This window comes from Limisphaera ngatamarikiensis (assembly GCF_011044775.1).
Lineage (GTDB): Bacteria > Verrucomicrobiota > Verrucomicrobiia > Limisphaerales > Limisphaeraceae > Limisphaera > Limisphaera ngatamarikiensis.
Map to the genome: position 1 here is coordinate 119,696 of NZ_JAAKYA010000014.1, position 18,929 is coordinate 138,624.

The 18,929-nt window shown below is 64.3% G+C and carries 20 protein-coding genes; 9 read left to right on the top strand and 11 right to left on the bottom strand.

The window, feature by feature from the left end; translation table 11 throughout:
- Positions 1–248: 248 nt before the first annotated feature.
- The 6 genes from G4L39_RS02950 (at position 249) to ptsP (ending at position 7,932) form a co-directional block, all read left to right on the top strand.
- Positions 249–1,118 (top strand): RraA family protein, encoded by an 870-nt coding sequence (locus G4L39_RS02950; RefSeq protein ID WP_165105775.1) that lies wholly within the window; start codon positions 249–251, stop codon positions 1,116–1,118.
- A gap of 80 nt (positions 1,119–1,198) precedes the next feature.
- Positions 1,199–1,891 carry a fused MFS/spermidine synthase gene (locus G4L39_RS15315; RefSeq protein ID WP_165105776.1) on the top strand — a complete coding sequence of 231 codons (693 nt, stop codon included), beginning with the start codon at positions 1,199–1,201 and terminating at the stop codon, positions 1,889–1,891.
- Entirely contained in the window at positions 1,888–2,811 is a 924-nt protein-coding gene (locus G4L39_RS15320; protein ID WP_165105777.1) for a spermidine synthase, read from the top strand. Before G4L39_RS15315 ends, G4L39_RS15320 begins: the two co-directional genes overlap by 4 nt.
- A gap of 809 nt (positions 2,812–3,620) precedes the next feature.
- Positions 3,621–4,607 (top strand): cytochrome-c peroxidase, encoded by a 987-nt coding sequence (locus tag G4L39_RS02965; RefSeq protein ID WP_165105779.1) that lies wholly within the window; start codon positions 3,621–3,623, stop codon positions 4,605–4,607.
- Between the two features lie 741 nt (positions 4,608–5,348).
- Positions 5,349–5,945: a flavin reductase family protein gene (locus G4L39_RS02970; RefSeq protein ID WP_165105780.1), complete on the top strand. Its 597-nt coding sequence runs from the start codon at positions 5,349–5,351 to the stop codon at positions 5,943–5,945.
- 199 nt (positions 5,946–6,144) lie between these two features.
- Positions 6,145–7,932, top strand: coding sequence for a phosphoenolpyruvate--protein phosphotransferase (ptsP, locus tag G4L39_RS02975; protein ID WP_343203293.1), 1,788 nt, complete (start codon positions 6,145–6,147; stop codon positions 7,930–7,932).
- 9 nt (positions 7,933–7,941) lie between these two features.
- Here the strand turns inward: ptsP and G4L39_RS02980 are convergent, their stop codons facing one another.
- The 11 genes from G4L39_RS02980 to pduL all read right to left on the bottom strand — a co-directional run bounded on the left by G4L39_RS02980 (position 7,942) and on the right by pduL (position 16,104).
- Positions 7,942–9,186, bottom strand: a complete 1,245-nt coding sequence (locus G4L39_RS02980) for a hypothetical protein (protein ID WP_205880739.1) — start codon at positions 9,184–9,186, stop codon at positions 7,942–7,944.
- A gap of 125 nt (positions 9,187–9,311) precedes the next feature.
- Complete coding sequence (locus G4L39_RS02985; RefSeq protein ID WP_165105781.1) at positions 9,312–10,382, bottom strand: class II aldolase/adducin family protein; 1,071 nt, start codon at positions 10,380–10,382, stop codon at positions 9,312–9,314.
- Positions 10,383–10,397: 15 nt separating this feature from the next.
- Positions 10,398–10,703, bottom strand: coding sequence for a EutN/CcmL family microcompartment protein (locus G4L39_RS02990; protein ID WP_165105783.1), 306 nt, complete (start codon positions 10,701–10,703; stop codon positions 10,398–10,400).
- Positions 10,700–10,978 carry a EutN/CcmL family microcompartment protein gene (locus G4L39_RS02995; RefSeq protein ID WP_165105784.1) on the bottom strand — a complete coding sequence of 93 codons (279 nt, stop codon included), beginning with the start codon at positions 10,976–10,978 and terminating at the stop codon, positions 10,700–10,702. The genes G4L39_RS02990 and G4L39_RS02995 overlap by 4 nt, the downstream gene beginning before the upstream one ends.
- A gap of 78 nt (positions 10,979–11,056) precedes the next feature.
- Positions 11,057–12,601, bottom strand: a complete 1,545-nt coding sequence (locus tag G4L39_RS03000) for an aldehyde dehydrogenase family protein (RefSeq protein ID WP_165105785.1) — start codon at positions 12,599–12,601, stop codon at positions 11,057–11,059.
- A gap of 90 nt (positions 12,602–12,691) precedes the next feature.
- Positions 12,692–13,012, bottom strand: coding sequence for a EutN/CcmL family microcompartment protein (locus tag G4L39_RS03005; protein WP_165105787.1), 321 nt, complete (start codon positions 13,010–13,012; stop codon positions 12,692–12,694).
- An 84-nt stretch (positions 13,013–13,096) separates the two neighbouring features.
- Positions 13,097–13,381, bottom strand: a complete 285-nt coding sequence (locus G4L39_RS03010) for a BMC domain-containing protein (protein WP_165105788.1) — start codon at positions 13,379–13,381, stop codon at positions 13,097–13,099.
- Positions 13,382–13,405: 24 nt separating this feature from the next.
- A complete protein-coding gene (locus G4L39_RS03015; protein WP_165105789.1) occupies positions 13,406–14,650 on the bottom strand; it encodes an acetate/propionate family kinase in 1,245 nt (414 codons plus the stop codon).
- Positions 14,651–14,755: 105 nt separating this feature from the next.
- Positions 14,756–15,034, bottom strand: coding sequence for a BMC domain-containing protein (locus G4L39_RS03020; RefSeq protein ID WP_165105791.1), 279 nt, complete (start codon positions 15,032–15,034; stop codon positions 14,756–14,758).
- A gap of 43 nt (positions 15,035–15,077) precedes the next feature.
- Complete coding sequence (locus G4L39_RS03025) at positions 15,078–15,374, bottom strand: BMC domain-containing protein (RefSeq protein WP_165105792.1); 297 nt, start codon at positions 15,372–15,374, stop codon at positions 15,078–15,080.
- Between the two features lie 49 nt (positions 15,375–15,423).
- Positions 15,424–16,104, bottom strand: coding sequence for a phosphate propanoyltransferase (gene pduL, locus G4L39_RS03030; RefSeq protein WP_165105794.1), 681 nt, complete (start codon positions 16,102–16,104; stop codon positions 15,424–15,426).
- A gap of 14 nt (positions 16,105–16,118) precedes the next feature.
- On the opposite strand from pduL, the gene G4L39_RS03035 reads away from it, so the two are divergent.
- The 3 genes from G4L39_RS03035 to G4L39_RS03045 form a co-directional block, all read left to right on the top strand.
- Positions 16,119–17,030 carry a DeoR family transcriptional regulator gene (locus G4L39_RS03035; protein WP_165105795.1) on the top strand — a complete coding sequence of 304 codons (912 nt, stop codon included), beginning with the start codon at positions 16,119–16,121 and terminating at the stop codon, positions 17,028–17,030.
- A 127-nt stretch (positions 17,031–17,157) separates the two neighbouring features.
- Positions 17,158–18,429 (top strand): argininosuccinate synthase, encoded by a 1,272-nt coding sequence (locus G4L39_RS03040; RefSeq protein ID WP_165105797.1) that lies wholly within the window; start codon positions 17,158–17,160, stop codon positions 18,427–18,429.
- A 119-nt stretch (positions 18,430–18,548) separates the two neighbouring features.
- Positions 18,549–18,929: RNA polymerase sigma factor (locus G4L39_RS03045; RefSeq protein ID WP_165105798.1), on the top strand; the 381-nt coding region annotated here is incomplete at its 3' end.

The window sequence follows — 18,929 nt, forward strand, 5'->3', positions numbered from 1 at the left end:
TCACGAAATCAGCACCTCAGCGCGACTCAACTAAAAAGACGCGCTTCTCCGCCCAAACCACCCGACTCACGCCGACCGAAACCACGATGAAAGCAACCGGCAGGTAATGGCGTCCTGAGGTGTGTCCGTCCCATCGGCGCCCGCCGCCGGTAAGCCTAGGCCTGCATGAAAAGGCCCCACTCAAAGAACCCTGCGCACCTGCCTTTTCAGACTTGGCCTGCATGCCTGTTCCAGCTTTGCTGGATGCCATGAAGACTCTCGCACCCGGCAAATCGGCCTCCCTCGGCGTTGCGCTGCTCCTTTCCGTCTCGCGGGTAATCGTGTCCGCCCAACCCGCCCCCGAGCCAACCCTTGAAGAGCTTCGAAAAGGAAAACATTTCATCCCAACCGATGTATATCCGGAAAGCGAAGACGCACGAATCCTTCGGCTCTTCAAGGGCCTGCGCGTGGCCGACGTTTCGGATGGAATGGACAAGGCCGGCTTGGCCCACGTCGGTCGGATGGACCCCGAGATTCGCCCCTTGTGGAAGGACGTCCGAACCTTTCGACATCGAATCGTCGGCGTCGCCGTTACAGCCCGTTACGTACCCACACAACAACCAGCCACAGGTCCACAGTCCACGGAGGTCTTCGACCGCTGGATGGGCGCATGGTACCGGGACCGCAGCAGCGAACCATTTGTTCCCCTCCTGCGTCCGGGCACCGTCCTGGTGATCGAGGAACAGGGCCACGACGTCGGATCCATCGGCTCCAACAACATCCTGGTCTGGAAACAACGGGGTTGCGTGGGGGTGGTCTCCAGTGCGACCGCCCGCGACACCGACGAAATTGAGGCCCAGGGCGTGCCCCTGTATTTCCGACGGCCGGGTCGCGGGATCCGGCCCGGACGAAACGAAATCGAGTCCGTCAACGCTCCCATCGTCTGTGGCGGCGTGCTCGTCAGGCCCGGCGATATAATCGTGGCAGACGGAGATGGTGTGATCGTCGTGCCCCGCGCCCGGGCTGAGGAGGTCGCCGCCTACGCCCGCACCACTTTGGAACAGGACCAGGCGGCCCGACGCAAACTCTACGAGGCCCTGGGCATTCCCAAGGATCCATCGGTCGAACCCACACCGTGAATAAACCTCATGGCAACCCCTCCCGGTCTTCGACTGCACCCCCCGGCAGATCTGCACCGAGGCCCCATCAGCAGCCGGAGATGAACGCCGTTAGTCCCAACAGCCCACCAAGCCCGGCCGACCTGACCGGTGCCCTCCCAGCCTGGCTCGGTGCAGGGATCGCCGCCGTGGGCGGCTTCATCATCCTGGTGCTGGAAATCGTCGGCGCCCGCTATCTGGCGCGCGATTTCGGCAGCGCATTCTATGTTTGGGTCAGCCAAATCGGGGTGGTCATGATCGCCCTGGCACTGGGTTACTACGTGGGCGGTGCACTGGCCGACCGATGGCGGCGACCCGGACCCCTGGCGTGGTTGCTGGGTCCGACCGGCCTCCTGGTCTATGCCATCCCCGGGTTTGCCCCCCCGGTTCTGGCCGCGCTGGTCAATCGCCACCCACCCGACGAGCCCATAGCCCCCCTCTGGCAAAAACTCGACCCCGCCCTCGGCAGCGCCGTGGTGTTCCTATTACCGTGTTTCGTGCTGGCGATGTTGTCCCCGTATTTCATTCGGCTGACCAGCCGGCAGATCGCTCACGTCGGCCGGATCAGCGGCCTCATCATCGCAGCCAGCACCGTGGGCAGCATTGCCGGGGTGTTCGTCGCAGGTTACCTTCTGGTGGACTTGATGGCATTGTCCACCATCTTCCGGGGGTGCGGCCTGGCCATGCTGGGCCTGGCCGTCATCTGTTGGTTGGTGGACCGACGGTTCCGTCCCGGGGAAAGATCTCCACAATGAACAGGCCCTCACGTTTCGACATAGGCTGGCTGGCCCTGGCCCTGGCCGCCACGACACTCCACGCCGAGGTGTTGTTCCAAGCCACCTCGCCCTACCACAGCATAAGAGTCGAGGACCGCGCCGGATTTCGCTGGTTGACCTTCGACGGCACTCTGCAGACCCGCATGTCGTTGCAGGACCCGCTGACCGGACACTTCGAGTACATCGAATACTTCCACCTGCCCTGGCTCTGGAACACCCAGATCAACCGCACCCTGATGATCGGCCTGGGTGGAGCCAGCGCCCAGCGCCAATGGGCCGCCTGGTACCCGCAGGTGGAGTTCGAAACCGTGGAGATCGACCCCGTGGTCGTCCGCGTCGCCCGTGAATTCTTCCATTTGCAAACCGGGCCAACGCAGCGCGTCGTAGTGGAGGATGGACGGCTTTACCTCCGTCGATCCCGCCAGCAATGGGACGTCATCCTCGTGGACGCCTACACCGAAAACCGCTACGGCGCCTTCATCCCCTACCACCTGGCCACGCGCGAGTTCTTCGAAATCGTCCGCGACCGGCTCACCACCAACGGCGTCCTCGCCTACAACGCCATTGGAACCCTCAATGCATGGCACTCGGACGTCATTGGATCGCTGCACCAAACCATGGCTGCCGTGTTCCCGCAGGTCTACCTGTTCCCCGCCTCCAGCAGCCAGAACATCGTACTGGTGGCGACCCGCGACGCCCGGCGCCGCTCCCGAACGGAATTGGAACAAACCGCGCGCGAACTCCTCAAGACCGGCCGAATCCGACTCCCCAATTTCCTGCAGTGCGTTCGCAACCTGCGCGAACTACCTCCTGCACACTTTGCCCAATGCGGCATCCTCACCGATGATTACGCGCCCGTAGACGGCCTGCTCACCCGCGGCCGAAAGGCCAGGCCCTGAGCCCTTCTCCCGGCCACGAACCCCTGAGAACAGCAGGGCTACCTTCCCGGACTGATGCACCTTACGCCTCCCAGGGTCGCCCGGATCGACGGCCCGAGGCCCCCCGGCCTCTACAACCCCGCAACCCACCCAACCCACGACGCGCTGGCCCGTCAAAAACCCCACCTCCGCCCCGGCCAATCCACTCCTTTGCCCTGACAAAAACCGAGTTCTCCACAGGTGCAGCCCCCAATCATCCGGATCACCAAGGGCCTGCCGGAACTCAACCCGGCCATTAAGAGTCCGAGCACTCGTCACCCGGCGGCCGCCACGCTGCGCCGGCGGCGAGCACCAGGGTCTGCGTGGATAAACCAGAGCGCTGCAGTCGAATCCCAATCTCCATTCCCTTCCCACGGCCCCGGCACACGGCACCTCAGCCCGAACCAACCCCGCCCACCACCACGGTGCGGTTCGTCAGAGGCGCCGAACCCCGCACAAATCACGGTCAAACAGAACAAGCCGCCCTTTCTTTAAAGAGCGTCGCCCCCCGCATCGGGCGCCGGTCGTGCAGTTCCGCCCCCCTGCGCCCCGCCATCCCGCTCCAACGACCGTCCCCGCCCACCGGACGCCCCGGGCTCCAAGCCGCCCCGCCCCACCGGCAGACAAGGTCGGATAACGGACGCAACTTCCGCACCGGCCACCCTCACCCAACGCCCCACCGCACCCCGTAAACGACAATTTTTGCAAAGGGGAGCTTGAAATCCGCGCATAACCTGCTATTCTTTTCACACGATAACTCTATCGATGATCTAATGACTCATATGAGGACGATGAAACCTGCAGTTCTCGTGGGAATGGTCACGGTCCTGGGTTGGGCCGCCCTGGCGGCCGACCCCGACGCCCTGCGCCAAAAGGCCCGGTTTTTCTTCGAACCGCTGCCGGACAAGATGCCCGGCGCCGAGCACGATACCCCGGAGCGCATCGAACTGGGCCGCAAACTCTACTTCGACAACCGCCTGTCAGTAAACAACTCCCAGTCCTGCAATACCTGTCACGACATCACCGGCGGCAAAGCGGGCGTGGATAATCTACCCACAAGTCCGGGCGCACTCGGTCAACGCGGCGAGCGCAACTCGCCCACCGTCCTGAACGCCGGCTTCCACATCGCACAGTTCTGGGACGGACGCGCCAAAGACCTCAAAGAACAGGCCAAGGGACCCATCCTCAACCCGGTGGAAATGGCCATGCCCAGTGAAGCCGCCGTCGAGGAAAAACTGCGCGGCATCCCCGAATACCGCGAACTGTTCGCCAAAGCCTTCCCGGGACAGTCCGAACCCATCACCTACGACAACCTGGCCGAGGCCATCGCAGCTTTCGAACGAACCCTGATCACCCGCGACCGGTTCGACGATTTCCTTAAAGGCGACAACCAAGCCCTCAACCAAAGGGAACTCCGGGGACTGGACCTGTTCATCAACATCGGTTGTATCACCTGCCATACCGGCCCCCTCATCGGCGGTAACAGCTTCCAAAAAGTCGGTTTGATCCATCCCTACGAGACCCCCGACCTCGGCCGCTACGCCGTCACCAAGGACGAGGCCGACAAGTTCAAATTCAAGGTGCCCAGCCTCCGCAACGTCGCCCTGACCGCACCCTATTTCCATAACGGCAGGCACGCAGAACTGAAAGAAGCGGTCATTCTCATGGCCTACATACAACTGGACCGCAAGCTCAGCGACGAAGAGGCCGACGCCATCGTCGCCTGGCTCCATTCCCTCACCGACAAACAGCTCGCAAGGGCCTCCCAAAAACAGTAACGGCTTTCTCAACCCAGAGGGGCCGGCAAAGGTCTCATCTTGGGGAGGAGGACGGCTGCCTGTTGGAAGCCTGCTCCTCCTCCGTTGTCTTTCTTCGGCACCGTTGTCCCCCCGGCAGCGCACATTTTTGCCCCGGGGACCGCACTCCGCACCCAACCGCCCGGCCCGGCCTGCGCCTCTCACCACGCCCAGAATTTCGGGACGGCGCCAGAAGAGCGCGCCGGCCCACCACCGAATATGTTCCCGTCAGAGACGATCCCAAACACCAAGCCCAAAACCCCCATCAAACGGGGAATCAAGGGTTTGCCTCCCGTGGCGTGCGTGCTACCCCACCGGGTACGGCAGGCCCGCCCGCGGGTCCACTGCGCAGACACACCCGGGGCGCGGGCAGGCCCCGCTGCGCAAAACCCGCCCGACCCGAAAAAGCTGCGCCGCCGGACACTCCTGCATCCTCGAGGCCCGGCGCCCGACTCCCACCGGCTCAGCCCGCACGGCGTTCACAGGAAGGTCCCGCAGGCGCATGAAGTACGCGGCACGTCATTAGGAAAACAACCCGGACGCGTTCACCCGGAATCGTACGGACCCGCGACAGTGATCTTCGCCCTCGAAAACGCCCACATCCAGCAGCCGGTACAAGCTGCCGCTTCTACCGCATACGCCGACACTGCGACCTTGCCCGAATGTTCGATGGTGATTTCAAGACTGGCTGTTCCGCAAAGTTGTCCTTATGCTCTGCCGCATATGAAAAAGTCGTTGGGTGCCCAGACCCTCCTGCATCCCACCCCGGTGATCGTGGTGGGGACCTACGACACCGCCGGCCGTCCCAATGCCATGACCGCAGCCTGGGCCGGCATCTGTTGTTCCCAGCCGCCCTGCATCGGGGTGGCCCTGCGCCGGGCCACTTACACCCACGAAAACATCCTGCATCGGCGCGCCTTCACCGTCAGCGTGCCGTCTCGGGATCAGGTCCGGTTGGTGGACTACCTGGGCATGGTCTCGGGACGCGCAGTGGACAAGTTCCGTGTCACCGGTCTGACGCCCACCCGCAGCCTGCTCGTGGACGCGCCCTACGTCGAAGAGTTCCCACTGGTCCTGGAATGCCGGCTGTACCGAAACGTCGAACTGGGGCTGCACACACTCTTCGTGGGTGAGATTGTGGACGTCAAGGCCGACCCCCGGATTCTGGATGACCAGGGGCACACCGACCCGGAGCGGTTCCGGCCCCTGTCGTACGCGCCGGATACCCAGAGCTATTACGAGCTCGGCGGATTCGTCGCACGGGCCTTCGCCGTGGGCCAGGAACTCACACTGCAGCCACCCGATCCCCACGTTGCCTAGAGATTACCTCCGCTGCCAATCCCCCGGCGCACAAACGGGTCGCCCCCGGGGCTCAGCGGGGAGGCCCCGTGGAACCCCGGCCCCACCGACTCCTTGCCGGTACCTGCCGGTGCCCGGCTCGCCCCGGAGCCGCGCCCGCATCCATGCCAAGCGAAACTTTTGCTTTCACCACGCTCCCCCAATCGGGTAAGAGAGTTCCGTGGCGGCCGTCAACGAACAGGGCGATCGAGTGTTGAGGGGCATTGCGGTCTCCCCCGGTGTGGCCCGCGGGAAACTCTACGTCTGGCACCGGGCCGAAGCCGAGATTCCGCGCTGGGAGCTGCGGGAAGAAGATGTGCCCGCCGAGCTCGAACGGCTGGAACAAGCCCTGGTGGCCACCCGCAAACAGCTTCTGGATGTCCAGCGCCAGGTCCGCGAGGTCATGGGGGCCGAGGAGGCCGGGATTTTCGATGCCCACCTCCTGGTGCTGGAAGACCGGGTCCTTCTGGACGAAGTGGTGCGCGTCATCACCCGCGAGCGGGTCAACGCCGAACACGCGTTTCATCAGGTCGCCCACAAATACATGGCCGCACTGAGTCGGGTCGAGGACGAATATCTGCGGGAACGGGTGGCCGACATCCGGGATGTCACCGCCCGGGTGCTCAGCCACCTGATGGGCCGCGCGCATGGCTTGGACCTGTCCCATCTACACGACCCGGTCATCGTGGTGGCCCACGACCTGACCCCCAGCGACACCGTGCAATTGGACAAACGGAAAGTCCTGGGATTCGTGACGGAGGTGGGCAGTCAAACCTCGCACGCCGCCATCCTGGCCCGCTCCCTGGGATTGCCTGCCGTGGTGGGCGTACCGCACGCCCTGCGGGAAGCCGGGTCCGGTACCTACGCCCTGCTCGACGGTTTCAACGGGTTGTTGGTCCTGAACCCCAGTGACCAGGTCCTGTTCGAATACGGCCAGCTGGTCCGCCGCCAGATCACCCTCGAAGAAAAACTCCGCGAGGTCGTGGACCAGCCCGGTGTCACCTTGGACGGAGTCCGGGTCCCCATCCTGGCCAATATCGAACAGGCGGACGACGTGGACGCGGTCAAGGCTTGCGGGGCCGAGGGTGTGGGCCTGTTCCGCACCGAATACCTCTACATCAACCGCGATCATCCCCCGGACGAGGAAGAACAATTCCAGGCCTATCGCCGGGTGGCTACCGCCCTGCAACCGCACCCGGTGATCGTGCGCACCCTCGACCTCGGAGGCGACAAATTCCTCTCTCACCTCGTGCCCCAGCAGGAGATGAACCCCTTTCTCGGTTGGCGGGCCATCCGACTGTGCCTGCAGCAGCCAGAAATGTTCAGCGTCCAGCTCCGGGCCATCCTGCGAGCCAGCGCCGAAGGTAACGTGAAGATCATGTACCCCATGATCTCCGGGCTGGAGGAACTCTGCCAGGCCAACGAACTGCTGGAAACCTGCAAGGACCAACTCCGCCAAAGGGGCGTCCCGTTTAACGAAAACATCGAGACCGGCGCCATGATCGAAATCCCGTCGGCCGTCCTGGTCGCCGACGCGCTGGCCCGTCGCAGCAAATTCTTCAGCATCGGCACCAACGACCTCATTCAGTACTCCCTGGCCGTCGACCGAATGAACGAACGGATCGCCCACCTCTATGAACCCACCCATCCGGCCATCCTCCGCCTCATCCGCATGACCACGGAAGTGGCCGAACGCGCCGGCGTGCGCGTCAGTGTATGCGGTGAAATGGCCGGTGACCCCGTCCTGATACCGTTACTGCTGGGCCTGGGCGTCCACGAACTCAGCGCCGCCCCGCCCGTGGTTCCCAAAATCAAATACCTGGTCCGTCGCATCCGCATGAGCGAGGCACGGGACCTGGCGTCCTGGGCAATCCAACAGGAATCCGCCACCACGATCCTCCAACGCTGCGAGGAGCTGGCCCGTCAGGCCGCGCCCCTGCTGTTCGAAACAAGGCGGATCGCCCTCTGATCCCGCCCATCATCCCCCGCCATACCGCCGGCGCAACCGCTCCAGGTGATAGTCCCGGCGCTGCTCCGGCGTCATGCAGTCGAAGTCCACCGGCTTCGAACCCCGGGCCGTTGCGGGCGCCGTTGCCGCAACCGGCGAGTCACCGGATGCACCCGGACCCGTCGCCGCCGCGGTCTTCTCCCCTCCCAACGATTCCCCACGCTTCACGCCGGTTCCGGCCGGGTCGGGATCATGAACCTCCCACATCGCCCGACGCCGCCCGGTGCGATCTGCGCGCAACACCGGATCCGTAAGCTGAAGGTCCTCCTCCAACGTGCGTCGGGGCCGGATTCTCAAAGCCTCCAACACCCCGTGATAGGCGCGGACGGCCTCCTCCGGCCCGATCCGGCCCTCGGTGATCAATCGCAACATCTCGATGAATGCCAGTTGATGTTCGGCATGGTTGATCTTGCGCCCGTACAACGCAACCCGTGCGCCATGCCGCTGGGCCTCGTGCAACAACAGGAACGCGTCGTATGTCGTCCCGGCCGATCCACCCAGAATCCCCACGATCATGCGCGGATCATACTGCACCAGCTCCTCCAACGCCCGCGGCCCGTGGTACACGATTTTGAGGAACAACGGCCGCCCGGCTTCCGGTACCCCGGCCAGGGTGCGCAGGATCTGGTCATTGATGAACTCACCCAGTTTTTCGGGCGACAGTCCCGTGGGCACATTCGGATCAAACACTTCAAGGAAATGCCGAAAGCCCTTCCGCTCGGCCTCCTCACGAAAGGCCTTGTAGGCCAGCAGCATCTCGCGGTCCCGATCCGGGTCATTCAAAAACGTCAGTGAATACAACCCCAGGTTCGCACCGGGAAAGCCCGGGTCCGTCCCGCCTCGATCACATTCCACCCGGCCGCACTGGATCTGATCAATGCTGGCCGTCCGAAACGGTCGCGAGGGTTCGGCCGTATAACAGCCATGCCGCACCGCCCAAATGTCCGTCGTATCATTGGCCCGGGCCGCCGGCGTCACCGGCGAGTTTCGAAACAGCCCCTCCTGAATCGTCAGCAGATCGTTCACGTAGGGCGACATCAACATGATGTCCACAACCCCCTGGCGAACGATCTCGCGGATGATGTCCAAAAACTCGGGAAGATTGCGGTACCCAAACTCCTCCCGGGTCCAAACCTCGGGCGAAAACCGCGCCGGCCGCGCACCCTGAGCAGACAACCAATACCGCGGCCCGGGCGCGCGTACACCGTAGGCCATGTCCGCATCTTTCGCGTCCGCAAGAATGAAGGTGCGCACCGAAGGATCAGCGCGAATCTCCACCAGTTTCCGGTCCAACGACTTGACCGGTCCCTGCCCGGAACGATCCGCTGGAGCCTTCGAGTTCACTTCCACCGGGCCAGGATCTCATCCGTGATCACCTGCACCGCCTTCTCCGCCTCGGGATCCAGGTCCGACTCCATGGCGGCCCGGGGCGGCACGGTGCAGGTCACGCCGGGACGCCACTGGTCATTGTCGCATAACTCGCACTCCCGCAGGCCGTATCGAGGATCCGGAATCCCCAGCTCCTGCTTGATCTTCAGCAGCTCCCGCAACTGCTGCGGAGTCATGGTCTGGGGCGGTTTGCCCAGCTGCGCCGTCACCAGCACGGTTCGACAGTACGCCTCCAATATCTCCATTTTGAAATAGGCGTCCTCAAGGCCCAGATGGCTCCAGCTCACCACGCCGTGATTGGCCATGAGGATCGTGTTGTGCTGGTCAACCAACTCGGCCACCAGCTGCCCCATTTCGGGCGTCCCGGGCGTCCGATACGGCGCCACCGCCACCGAGGCAAACACCTCAAACTCCGGAATCAAACAAGTGGGCGGCACCAGCCCCGCCACCGCAAACCCGGTCGCATAGGGCGGATGACAATGACAAGTGGCCACGGCCCGCGGCTGGCGCTGAAAAATCTGCAGGTGCATCAGAATCTCGCTGGTGCGCTTCTTCTTCCCGAGGAGCTGGCGTCCGGTAAAATCCACCAGACACATGTCCTCGGGTTTCATGAAGCCCTTGCTCACCAGCGTGGGCGTGCACAGGGCAAGGTCCTTCCCCACCCGAATGGCCAGATTGCCGCCGTTGCCGTCCACATACTCCCTCATCCACAAACGGCGGCCGATGTCGCACATCTGCTCCTTCAGCTCCCGACAATAGTCGGAGTGGAAAAACGCCTCCAGCTCCGCCGGCGACGAGGCGGAGGACACCTCGGCCGGCGGCGCGGAACCAGCCCCGCCACCCGGAGCCGAGCCGGATCCCGTCTTGATCCCGGGTTCGGGCAAGCCGGCCTGCCGCGCCTGCCATTCCTGCAGAAAATCCCGTGCCGCAGGCGTCAGAATCGCATCCGCCGGCAGCTCGCGCAGATCCCGCCCCTGCCGCACCAGATTCTCCAAGTCCCGCAAACTGATGACCTGTTTCATGAGAGCGAAACCTCCTCAGCCCGGCCACGGCCGATAGAACAGTTCATCCGCCAACGCCACGTTGATGGCGTCCACCGGCGTCGGCTGATCAAACGGTTGCGCAGCCTCTCGCCCTTCCACATACCCCACCACCTGGCCGATCATGCCACCCAGATTGTCGTAAATCACCGGACTCGGGTCCGGCCCCATGCGGACGGGTCCCTCCAGCCCCGCCGTGTACTGCTCGCGCCCCAGCGGGCTCACCAGCAGAAACCGACCGCCCTCAAGCGACGGCACCGCCCGGCTCAAAGTCACACGCCCGATCACCCAGCCCAGCTTCATACCCGTTCCCCCGGCGCCTTCTCATCCACAATGCCGATGATCAACCATCGAACCGGACTCTTTTCATCGCCCACCGACCGCCGCGCTGCCGCGCCGTCCGAGGAAATCACCACCTGCTGATGCATCCCGGCCCCCAGCGCATCAATCGCCACCTGGGGCGTCCCTTCCGGCCGACCGTCCGCGCCAATCGGCTGGCACACCACCAGCCGCCAACCTTCCAGGCTCGGATGCTTCCGCACCGCCACCACATGACCTTCCACTCGCGCCAGCAACATCCCACAACCTCCCCTCTCCCCGAACCGCGCCGGAACCAACGCGCCGCTCCGGCCCGCCGGCCCCAAACGCTCCGCCCGCTAAAAAATCCTCAACTGATCCACCATCACGCACCGGCGCACCCGCGTGAACGTGCGCGGATTGCAAATCCCCTCGCCCGTGGTCGTCGCAATCGAAAAATTCAAGTATCCCTCGCCACCGTTGCCCAAACCGGCCAGACACGACCCGTTCTTCACAAACAACGTCGTCTCCAGCGCCCGCGCCATCGCCGTCATGTGCGCCACGTCCAGGGAATGAATCATGGCCGAATGCTTGTACCCGCGTTCGGCCCGCTTCGCCGCTTCAATCCCCTCCTCCACCGTCCGCACCCGCACCACCGGCAGGAACGGCATCATTTGCTCCTCCAGCACAAACGGATGATCCGCCGGTGTCTCCCCGAACAACAGCTGCGTCCCCGGCGGCACGTCCACCCCGGCCGCCCGGGCCAGCACCGCGGCATCCCGCCCCACCAGCTCCCGGTTCACCGTCGGATGCGCACAACCCGCCCCCTGCCCCTGCGGAAACACAAACGCCGCCCGCGTGAGCCGTTCAATCTGCGCCTCGTTCAGCCGGACCGCCCCATGCCGTTCCAGCGCCGCCATGAACCGGTCGAAATGACTCTCCAGGACAAACACCTCCTTCTCCCCGATGCACAGCAAATTGTTGTCGTAGGCTGCCCCCTCAATCACGCACCGGGCCGCGCGATCCAGATCGCTCGTCCCGTCCACCAACACCGGCGGATTGCCCGGCCCCGCACAAATGGCCCGTTTCCCGCTGGCCATCGCCGCCTTCACCACCCCCGGCCCGCCGGTCACGCACAGCAACCGCACATGCTCATTCCGCGCAATCGCCTGAAACGACTCCAGCGTCGGCGGCTCCACAATGCAGGCCAGGTTCTCGATCCCCAACTCCCGGTGGATCGCCTGGTTGAAGGTGCGCACCGCCGTCACCGCGCACTTGTACGCGCCCGGATGCGCGTTGAACACCACCGCGTTGCCCGCCGCCACCATGCTGATGATGTTGCACGCCAGCGTCGGTATCGAATGCGTGCTGGGTGTCACCGCCCCGATCACGCCAAACGGGGCATACTCCTCCAGCGTGATCCCATGATCGCCGCTCAGTCCGTACGGCTGCAAAAACTCCACCCCCGGCACCCCCTGCAAACTCCGCAGCTTCTCAATCTTGTGCTCCAACCGGCCGATCCGGGTCTCCTCCAGCTCCAGCCGACCCCACTCCTCCGCCTTCGCCGTGCAAAGGTCCTTGACGATCCGAATCACCTTCTGCCGACCCGCCACACCCGCGGCCGACAATTGCTGAAACGCCTCCTGCGCCGCCGCACACGCCTCGGTCGCATCCGCAAACACACCGTACCGGCCCCGCACGGGTTTCGAACCGGTGGAACCCGACACGGGACAACCACAGGCCGGTGCACCGCCCGTCTTGGAGCCGGCCGGACCCCCGCCGCCGCTGTCTCCCGCGGTCGCGGTCCCAACCTTCGCCCCCTGCATCGCCGATGCAGGCCCGCCCAGCCGAGCCAACACCTCCGCCACCACCTCGCGAATCAACGTCTCATTCACCGTGCTCATGCGCCCTCCGCCCGTTTGTCATCCTCATGCAGTCCACCCCTCGGTCCCCTCGTCACTCACATCCCCATCGTGCCCCGACCGGCTCCATGCTCATCCCCTGGCCGAATGCGCCTGATAGATGATCCGGCCCAGCACATCCACCGTGTCCACAATGCCGATCACCACGGCGTCCACCGGTGCATCCCGCATCCCGGGAGCCAGTCGGGCCGAACTCCCCTGCGTGAACATCACCAGCTCGCCCACGCCCGCACCCACACTGTCCACCGCCACGATGGTGTTGACCCCCGGCCGAAACTTCGTCGGGTCCTTCTCATCCACCAATTGAGGCCGCAGCAGTAGCAGCTTCCGCCCCTGCATCTGCGGATCCTTCTTGGTGGCCACCACCGTGCCTTCAACGCGAGCCAGAAACATGCCGCGTGTCTCCCCCTCGACTGCCAGGTCCCAACCCGAACCGCCGTTCGCAAGCCCGGGACCGGAACCGCGCAGCCGGCCGGTTTACTTCTTCTTCGGCAGCACCGCATCCACGTCCGGATGCGGACGGGCAATCACATGCACACTCACCAGCTCGCCCTTCATCGCCTTGATCGCCTGGGCACCGGCGTCCGTGGCCGCCTTCACCGCCGCCACGTCGCCCACCACCACGGCGGTGACGAGCGCGTTGCCCACCTGCATCATCGGCCCAGCCAGCTCCACGTTGGCCGCCTTCAACATCGCGTCGGTGCCCTCCACAAGGGCCACCAAACCGCGGGTCTCAATCATCCCGATTGCCTGTTGTGCCATGGTCTCTCCTCAGTTGCCTCGGTTTCAGTTCACACTCGAGCCGGCAGCACCCGCCGACGCCGATTCCCCGGCACCGCCCCGGGCCGCCTCCTGCTCCAAAAGCCGTTTCACCTCGCGCGCCACCACCAATTCCTCATTCGTCGGAATCACCCACACCCGAACCCGGGACCGCCCCGTGCTGATGCAACCTTCAGCCCCGCGCACCGCCGCGTTCTTCTCAGGATCCAGCTCGATCCCCAGCTCCTCCCAACCCCGGCAAATCGCCGCGCGCAACTCCGGCTGGTTTTCACCAATCCCCGCCGTAAACACCAACGCATCCGCACCACCCAGCTGCGCCAGGGCCGACCCGATCCAATGCCGCGCCGAATGCACGAAAACATCCAACGCCAACCTCGCACCGGCATGCCCCTCCCCCGCGGCCCGCACCAGATCCCGGATGTCGTTGGACAACCCGCTCAGCCCCAGCAAACCACTCTGCCGACACAGCTGCCGCTCCACCTCCTCCAGCGAAAGCCCCAACGTCCGCATCACAAACGGAACGGCAAACGCGTCCAAATCACCCACCCGATTGTTCTGCGGCAACCCGGATTGCGGGCTCATCCCCAGGCTGTTCCCCAGCGCCAGCCCATTGGCCAGCGGCGTGATACTCGAACTGCCACCCAGGTGACACGAAATCACCCGCAGCGGCGGATCCGCCACCGGCGTCCGCCCCCCGTCCACATACAGACGCCGAACCCTCTCCGCCACATCCGGCCGCCCCATCAACTCCGCAGAACGTTCCGCAATGTATTTGTGACTGGCCCCGTGAAATCCCCACCGACGCACCCCCGCCGCACACCAGCTCTCCGGCACCGCATACCGCATCGCCGCCTCCGGTGCCCATTGATAAAACGCCGTCTCAAACAACGCCACCAACGGCACCCCGGGCAACCGCCGCGCAAACAGCCGAATCCCGGCAACGTACGGGGGATTGTGCGCCGGAGCCACGCTGTTGAAGGCCTCCATCGCCTCCAACACCGACTCCGTCACACGCACACAGCCCGTCACACCCCGAGCCAGCACCGTCTTGAATCCCACCGCCGCCAGATCCGCAGCCCCCCGCACATGACCCGCCCGCCCCAGCTCCCCCAAACACTCCTCCAATGCCGCCCCATAATCGTTCACCCGTTCCAACCCGCCCCGATGCAACAACCGTTCCTCACCGCCGGCGAATTGGAACAACCGCCACTTGAGCGACGTGCTCCCCAAATTGGCCACCAGAATCTTCATGAGCGGCTCACACCCCTGCAGACCCGCCTCCGGTCGGACAGGCCACGGGGCCGAATCCTTCCACCACGACCCGGCCCCGGGACCACGGTCCGCCCCGGGCCACCCTCACTGCAGCCACTTACCCAAACCGGCCAACCCCTCATGCGGCCTCGGGATCACCTGCACACTGATCACCTGACCCACCTGCGCCGCGGCCGCTGCACCGGCGTCCGTCGCAGCCTTCACCGCCGCCACGTCACCCCGGAAAAATGCGGTCACATACCCGCTGCCGATCTTTTCCCAACCGGTCAGCGTCACATTGGCCGCCTTGAGCGCCGCATCCGTCGCCTCCAGCAGCGCACAAAGCCCCTTGCACTCAATCATGCCCAACGCTTGCTGTGCCATGGTGTCATCCCTCCATCAAAAAGGTTTGGACATGCTCAAAACCTCACTTGCCGGCCTTCTGCGGCGAACCGTCGCCCACAAACACGGCCAGCAAATCCTCGTGCGGCCGCGCAATAATGTGCGCGCTGACCAGCTCACCCACGCGGCCGGCCGCTTTCGCACCCGCGTCCACCGCAGCCTTCACACTGCCCACATCACCCCGACACAACACGGTGATCAACCCACCGCCGATCGGGATCGTCTTCACCAGGCTCACGTTGGCCGCTTTGACCATCGCATCGCTGGCCTCCACGCTGCCCACGTAACCTTTGGTCTCAATCATGCCCAATGCTTCGCTCATAGATCGTGCTCCTCATTCCTCTCACACCAACTCTCTCCACCATCACCGCTCACGCTTTCACCAGTTCACACGGCGTGTGCGGCTGCAAATTGCACGCGTTCCCCTCGTCCGTGTCCAGGTGCACCTCCAAACGAAACGCCGGATCCACCCGCACCAGCACCTTCTCAAACACCACCCCGCAATCCCCGCCCACCTTCAGCCGCATGTAATCCCCGTTCCGCACCCCGTAAAAGGCCGCATCATCCGGATGCATGTGCACATGCCGCGCCGCCCGGATCACACCCTCCTTCAACTCATAAAAACCCGCCGGCCCCATCAACATGCACCCCGGCGTCCCCTTAATGTCCCCCGACAACCGCAACGGCACATCAAAACCCAGCGCAATCGCGTCCGTATACGCCAACTCCACCTGATTCAACGACCGGCACGGCCCCAAAATCCGCAAGTTCGAAATCACCCGGCTCCGCGGACCAATCAACGTCACCGTCTCCTGCGCCGCAAACTGCCCCTCCTGATACAACCACCGTAACACCCGCAATTGATACCCCTTCCCAAACAGCGCCTCCACCGCCTCCTGCGTCAAATGACAATGCCGCGCACTAATGTTCACCACCAACGGATTCGGCGCCTGCGCAATCCGCGGCAACGGCTTGCCCAGCCGCTGATACACAGCCTGCCGAACCAAATGCTCCACTACCGCCCGCGGCGGCGCTGAAACACCAGCAGCCATAACCAAGCGCAAATGTGATCGAATCCAGCACCATTGTCAACCAGAATCTTGCAAAATACATCATAAACTGCCACAATTGGTTCAAAATGACGGCCGAAGAACGCCAGCACCGTATCCGTGAGTACCTGGACCAGGTGGAATTCGCCTCCTTGGACGAACTGGCGCGCACCTTCGGCGTCTCCGTCTCCACCATCCGTCGTGACCTGACCATTCTGGAGGCTGCCGGCGCGGTCAAACGCACCCACGGTGGAGCCCGAACCCTCTCACCCAAAAGCGAGGAATTCATCTTCTCGGCCCGCGACACCCACCAGCTCGCCGAAAAAGAAGCCATCGGCCGCGCCTGCGCCGCCATCATCCAACCCAACCAAAGCCTGATTCTGGACGCCGGCACCACGGTGTACCACGTGGCACGTCACCTGGAGGAAAAGGCGCCCCAAATCATCACCAACTCCCTCCCCGTCGCAAACCTCTTCGCCTCCAACCCGCGCGTCGAACTCGTCCTCAGCGGCGGCGTGCTCTACCCGCGACTCGGCGTCCTGGTCGGGCCCCTGGCCGTGGAAACCTTCAACAAAATCCACGCCGACGTCGCTATCATGAGCGCCGGGGGCATCACCCCCGAAGGCCTCACCAACTCCCACTCCCTGTTGGTCGACATCCAGCGCGCCATGATCCGCGCCGCAGCCAGGGTCATCATGTGCCTCGACCACACCAAATTCGGCCGCCGATCCCTGGCCTTCCTCTGCGATCTCGAACCCATCGACGTCGTGGTGACCGACAGCGCCGCCCCGCCGGAACTGGTGTCGGAACTTCAAGCCCGCGGCATCGAAGTCCTCCTGGCCCCCGTCCAGTCCGCGCCGGCCGAAATCACCCGCCCCGAATCCGGCACAGCCCCAACCACCAACCCCATCCCAACCAACAACCCCTGAGCTGCCGCCACACCACACTCCCGCGCCCGCCCGCCATCATCCAAACCGCCCGGCCGCGGCCCCGACGTCGGCGCCCGCGCATTTTTACACTTGGCGACCTCCCCGCACCGCGCATCATGGCGGGCCTATGAAGATTGTGCTGGCTTATTCCGGCGGTTTGGACACCTCGGTCATCCTTGCATGGCTGAAAGAACGGTACCAGGCCGAGATCATTGCCTTTTGCGCCAACATCGGGCAGGAGGAGGAACTTCGTGGTCTCCGCGCCAAGGCACTGCGTACCGGCGCTTCCAAATGCTACATCGAAGACCTCCAGGAAGAATTCGCCCGCGACTTCATCTTCCCCATGATCCAGGCCGGCGCCATCTACGAAGGCCAATACTACCTCGGCACCAGCATCGCCCGGCCCCTCATCGCCAAGGCCATGATCGAAGTGGCCCGTAAAGAAGGCGCCGAGGCCGTCGCCCACGGCGCCACCGGCAAGGGCAACGATCAGGTCCGATTCGAACTCACCGTCGCCGCCCTGGCGCCGGACCTCCAGGTGATCGCACCCTGGCGCGACCCCGAGTTTCGCCGCCGCTTTCCCGGCCGGTCCGAAATGATCGCTTTCTGCCAGGAGAAGGGCATCCCCGTCCAGGCCACCGCCAAAAAGCCCTATTCCATGGACCGTAACCTCATGCACATCTCCTACGAGGCCGGTATCCTCGAAGACCCCTGGATGGACGCCTTCGCCCCGGAAAACAAGGACATGTTCAAACTAACCGTCGCACCCGAAGACGCACCGGACAAACCCGAGTACGTCACCCTGGACTTCGAACAAGGCAACTGCATCGCCGTCAATGGCCGTCGCCTCACCCCCCTCGGCGTGATGAAGACCCTCAACCGACTCGGCGGCAAACACGGCATCGGCCGGGTGGACATGGTCGAAAACCGCTACGTCGGCATGAAATCCCGCGGCGTCTACGAAACCCCCGGCGGCACCATCCTCCATTTCGCCCATCGCCAGATGGAATCCCTCACCATGGACCGCGAGGTCATGCACCTGCGCGACAGTCTCATTCCCCGCTACGCCGAACTGGTCTACTACGGATACTGGTACAGCCCCGAACGCATCGCCCTCCAGGCCTTCATCACCGAAACCCAAAAAAACGTCACCGGCACCGTCCGGCTCAAACTTTACAAGGGCAACATCATGGTCGCCGGCCGCAAATCCCCCGTCAGCCTCTACCAACCCGCCATCGCCACCATGGAGGCCGACCCCACCCAGGCCTACAACCCGGACGACGCCACCGGTTTCATCCGCATCAACGCCCTCCGACTCCGTGTGGCCGCCCAGGTTCACGCAGCCACCCAAAAGAACCCCGGCCGCCCCGCCAACGCCCGGCGCAAAACCGGCCGCTGAATCCAACCCCGCCAGCCCTAACCCTTTTGGGGGGCAAGCGGACCGTCACCGTGTGCCCCTCCCTCCGGAGGGAGGTCCGCTTGTCCCCCTGACCCCACCGGCCTAGACTGTGTCGCACCATGGCATCGGCCCCGGACCCCGACGCCGAATTGATGTCGCGCGTCAAGCGCGGGGACCGTGAAGCCTTTGCCCTCCTCATGGATCGCCACGCCCGCGCCGTCTGGAACCTCGTGGCCCGCACCCTCCACGACCCCACCGAGGCCGAAGACATCACCCAGGCCGTCTTCGTCCAGGTCTGGAAATCCGCACCCCGCTACCAACCCACCGCTCCCTTCCGCACCTGGCTCTTCACCATCGCACGCAACCTCTGCCTCAACGAACTGCGCCGACGCGCCCGGCACCCCGCCGAACCCCTCGAAACCAAACCCACGGAATCCGAAACACCCACCCAACCGCCACCCGACCCCACCGTCCCACCCCCGACCGAGTCCCTCCTGCAC

What these genes read in the sequence shown, in the direction of transcription:
- G4L39_RS02950 (WP_165105775.1), top strand. Translation starts at nt 249, where the DNA reads ATGAAGACTCTCGCACCCGGCAAATCGGCCTCCCTCGGCGTTGCGCTG.
- G4L39_RS15315 (WP_165105776.1), top strand. Translation starts at nt 1,199, where the DNA reads ATGAACGCCGTTAGTCCCAACAGCCCACCAAGCCCGGCCGACCTGACC.
- G4L39_RS15320 (WP_165105777.1), top strand. Translation starts at nt 1,888, where the DNA reads ATGAACAGGCCCTCACGTTTCGACATAGGCTGGCTGGCCCTGGCCCTG.
- G4L39_RS02965 (WP_165105779.1), top strand. Translation starts at nt 3,621, where the DNA reads ATGAAACCTGCAGTTCTCGTGGGAATGGTCACGGTCCTGGGTTGGGCC.
- G4L39_RS02970 (WP_165105780.1), top strand. Translation starts at nt 5,349, where the DNA reads ATGAAAAAGTCGTTGGGTGCCCAGACCCTCCTGCATCCCACCCCGGTG.
- G4L39_RS02980 (WP_205880739.1), bottom strand. Translation starts at nt 9,186, where the DNA reads ATGGCCTACGGTGTACGCGCGCCCGGGCCGCGGTATTGGTTGTCTGCT.
- G4L39_RS02985 (WP_165105781.1), bottom strand. Translation starts at nt 10,382, where the DNA reads ATGAAACAGGTCATCAGTTTGCGGGACTTGGAGAATCTGGTGCGGCAG.
- G4L39_RS02990 (WP_165105783.1), bottom strand. Translation starts at nt 10,703, where the DNA reads ATGAAGCTGGGCTGGGTGATCGGGCGTGTGACTTTGAGCCGGGCGGTG.
- G4L39_RS02995 (WP_165105784.1), bottom strand. Translation starts at nt 10,978, where the DNA reads ATGTTGCTGGCGCGAGTGGAAGGTCATGTGGTGGCGGTGCGGAAGCAT.
- G4L39_RS03000 (WP_165105785.1), bottom strand. Translation starts at nt 12,601, where the DNA reads ATGAGCACGGTGAATGAGACGTTGATTCGCGAGGTGGTGGCGGAGGTG.
- G4L39_RS03005 (WP_165105787.1), bottom strand. Translation starts at nt 13,012, where the DNA reads ATGTTTCTGGCTCGCGTTGAAGGCACGGTGGTGGCCACCAAGAAGGAT.
- G4L39_RS03010 (WP_165105788.1), bottom strand. Translation starts at nt 13,381, where the DNA reads ATGGCACAACAGGCAATCGGGATGATTGAGACCCGCGGTTTGGTGGCC.
- G4L39_RS03015 (WP_165105789.1), bottom strand. Translation starts at nt 14,650, where the DNA reads ATGAAGATTCTGGTGGCCAATTTGGGGAGCACGTCGCTCAAGTGGCGG.
- G4L39_RS03020 (WP_165105791.1), bottom strand. Translation starts at nt 15,034, where the DNA reads ATGGCACAGCAAGCGTTGGGCATGATTGAGTGCAAGGGGCTTTGTGCG.
- G4L39_RS03025 (WP_165105792.1), bottom strand. Translation starts at nt 15,374, where the DNA reads ATGAGCGAAGCATTGGGCATGATTGAGACCAAAGGTTACGTGGGCAGC.
- pduL (WP_165105794.1), bottom strand. Translation starts at nt 16,104, where the DNA reads ATGGCTGCTGGTGTTTCAGCGCCGCCGCGGGCGGTAGTGGAGCATTTG.
- G4L39_RS03040 (WP_165105797.1), top strand. Translation starts at nt 17,158, where the DNA reads ATGAAGATTGTGCTGGCTTATTCCGGCGGTTTGGACACCTCGGTCATC.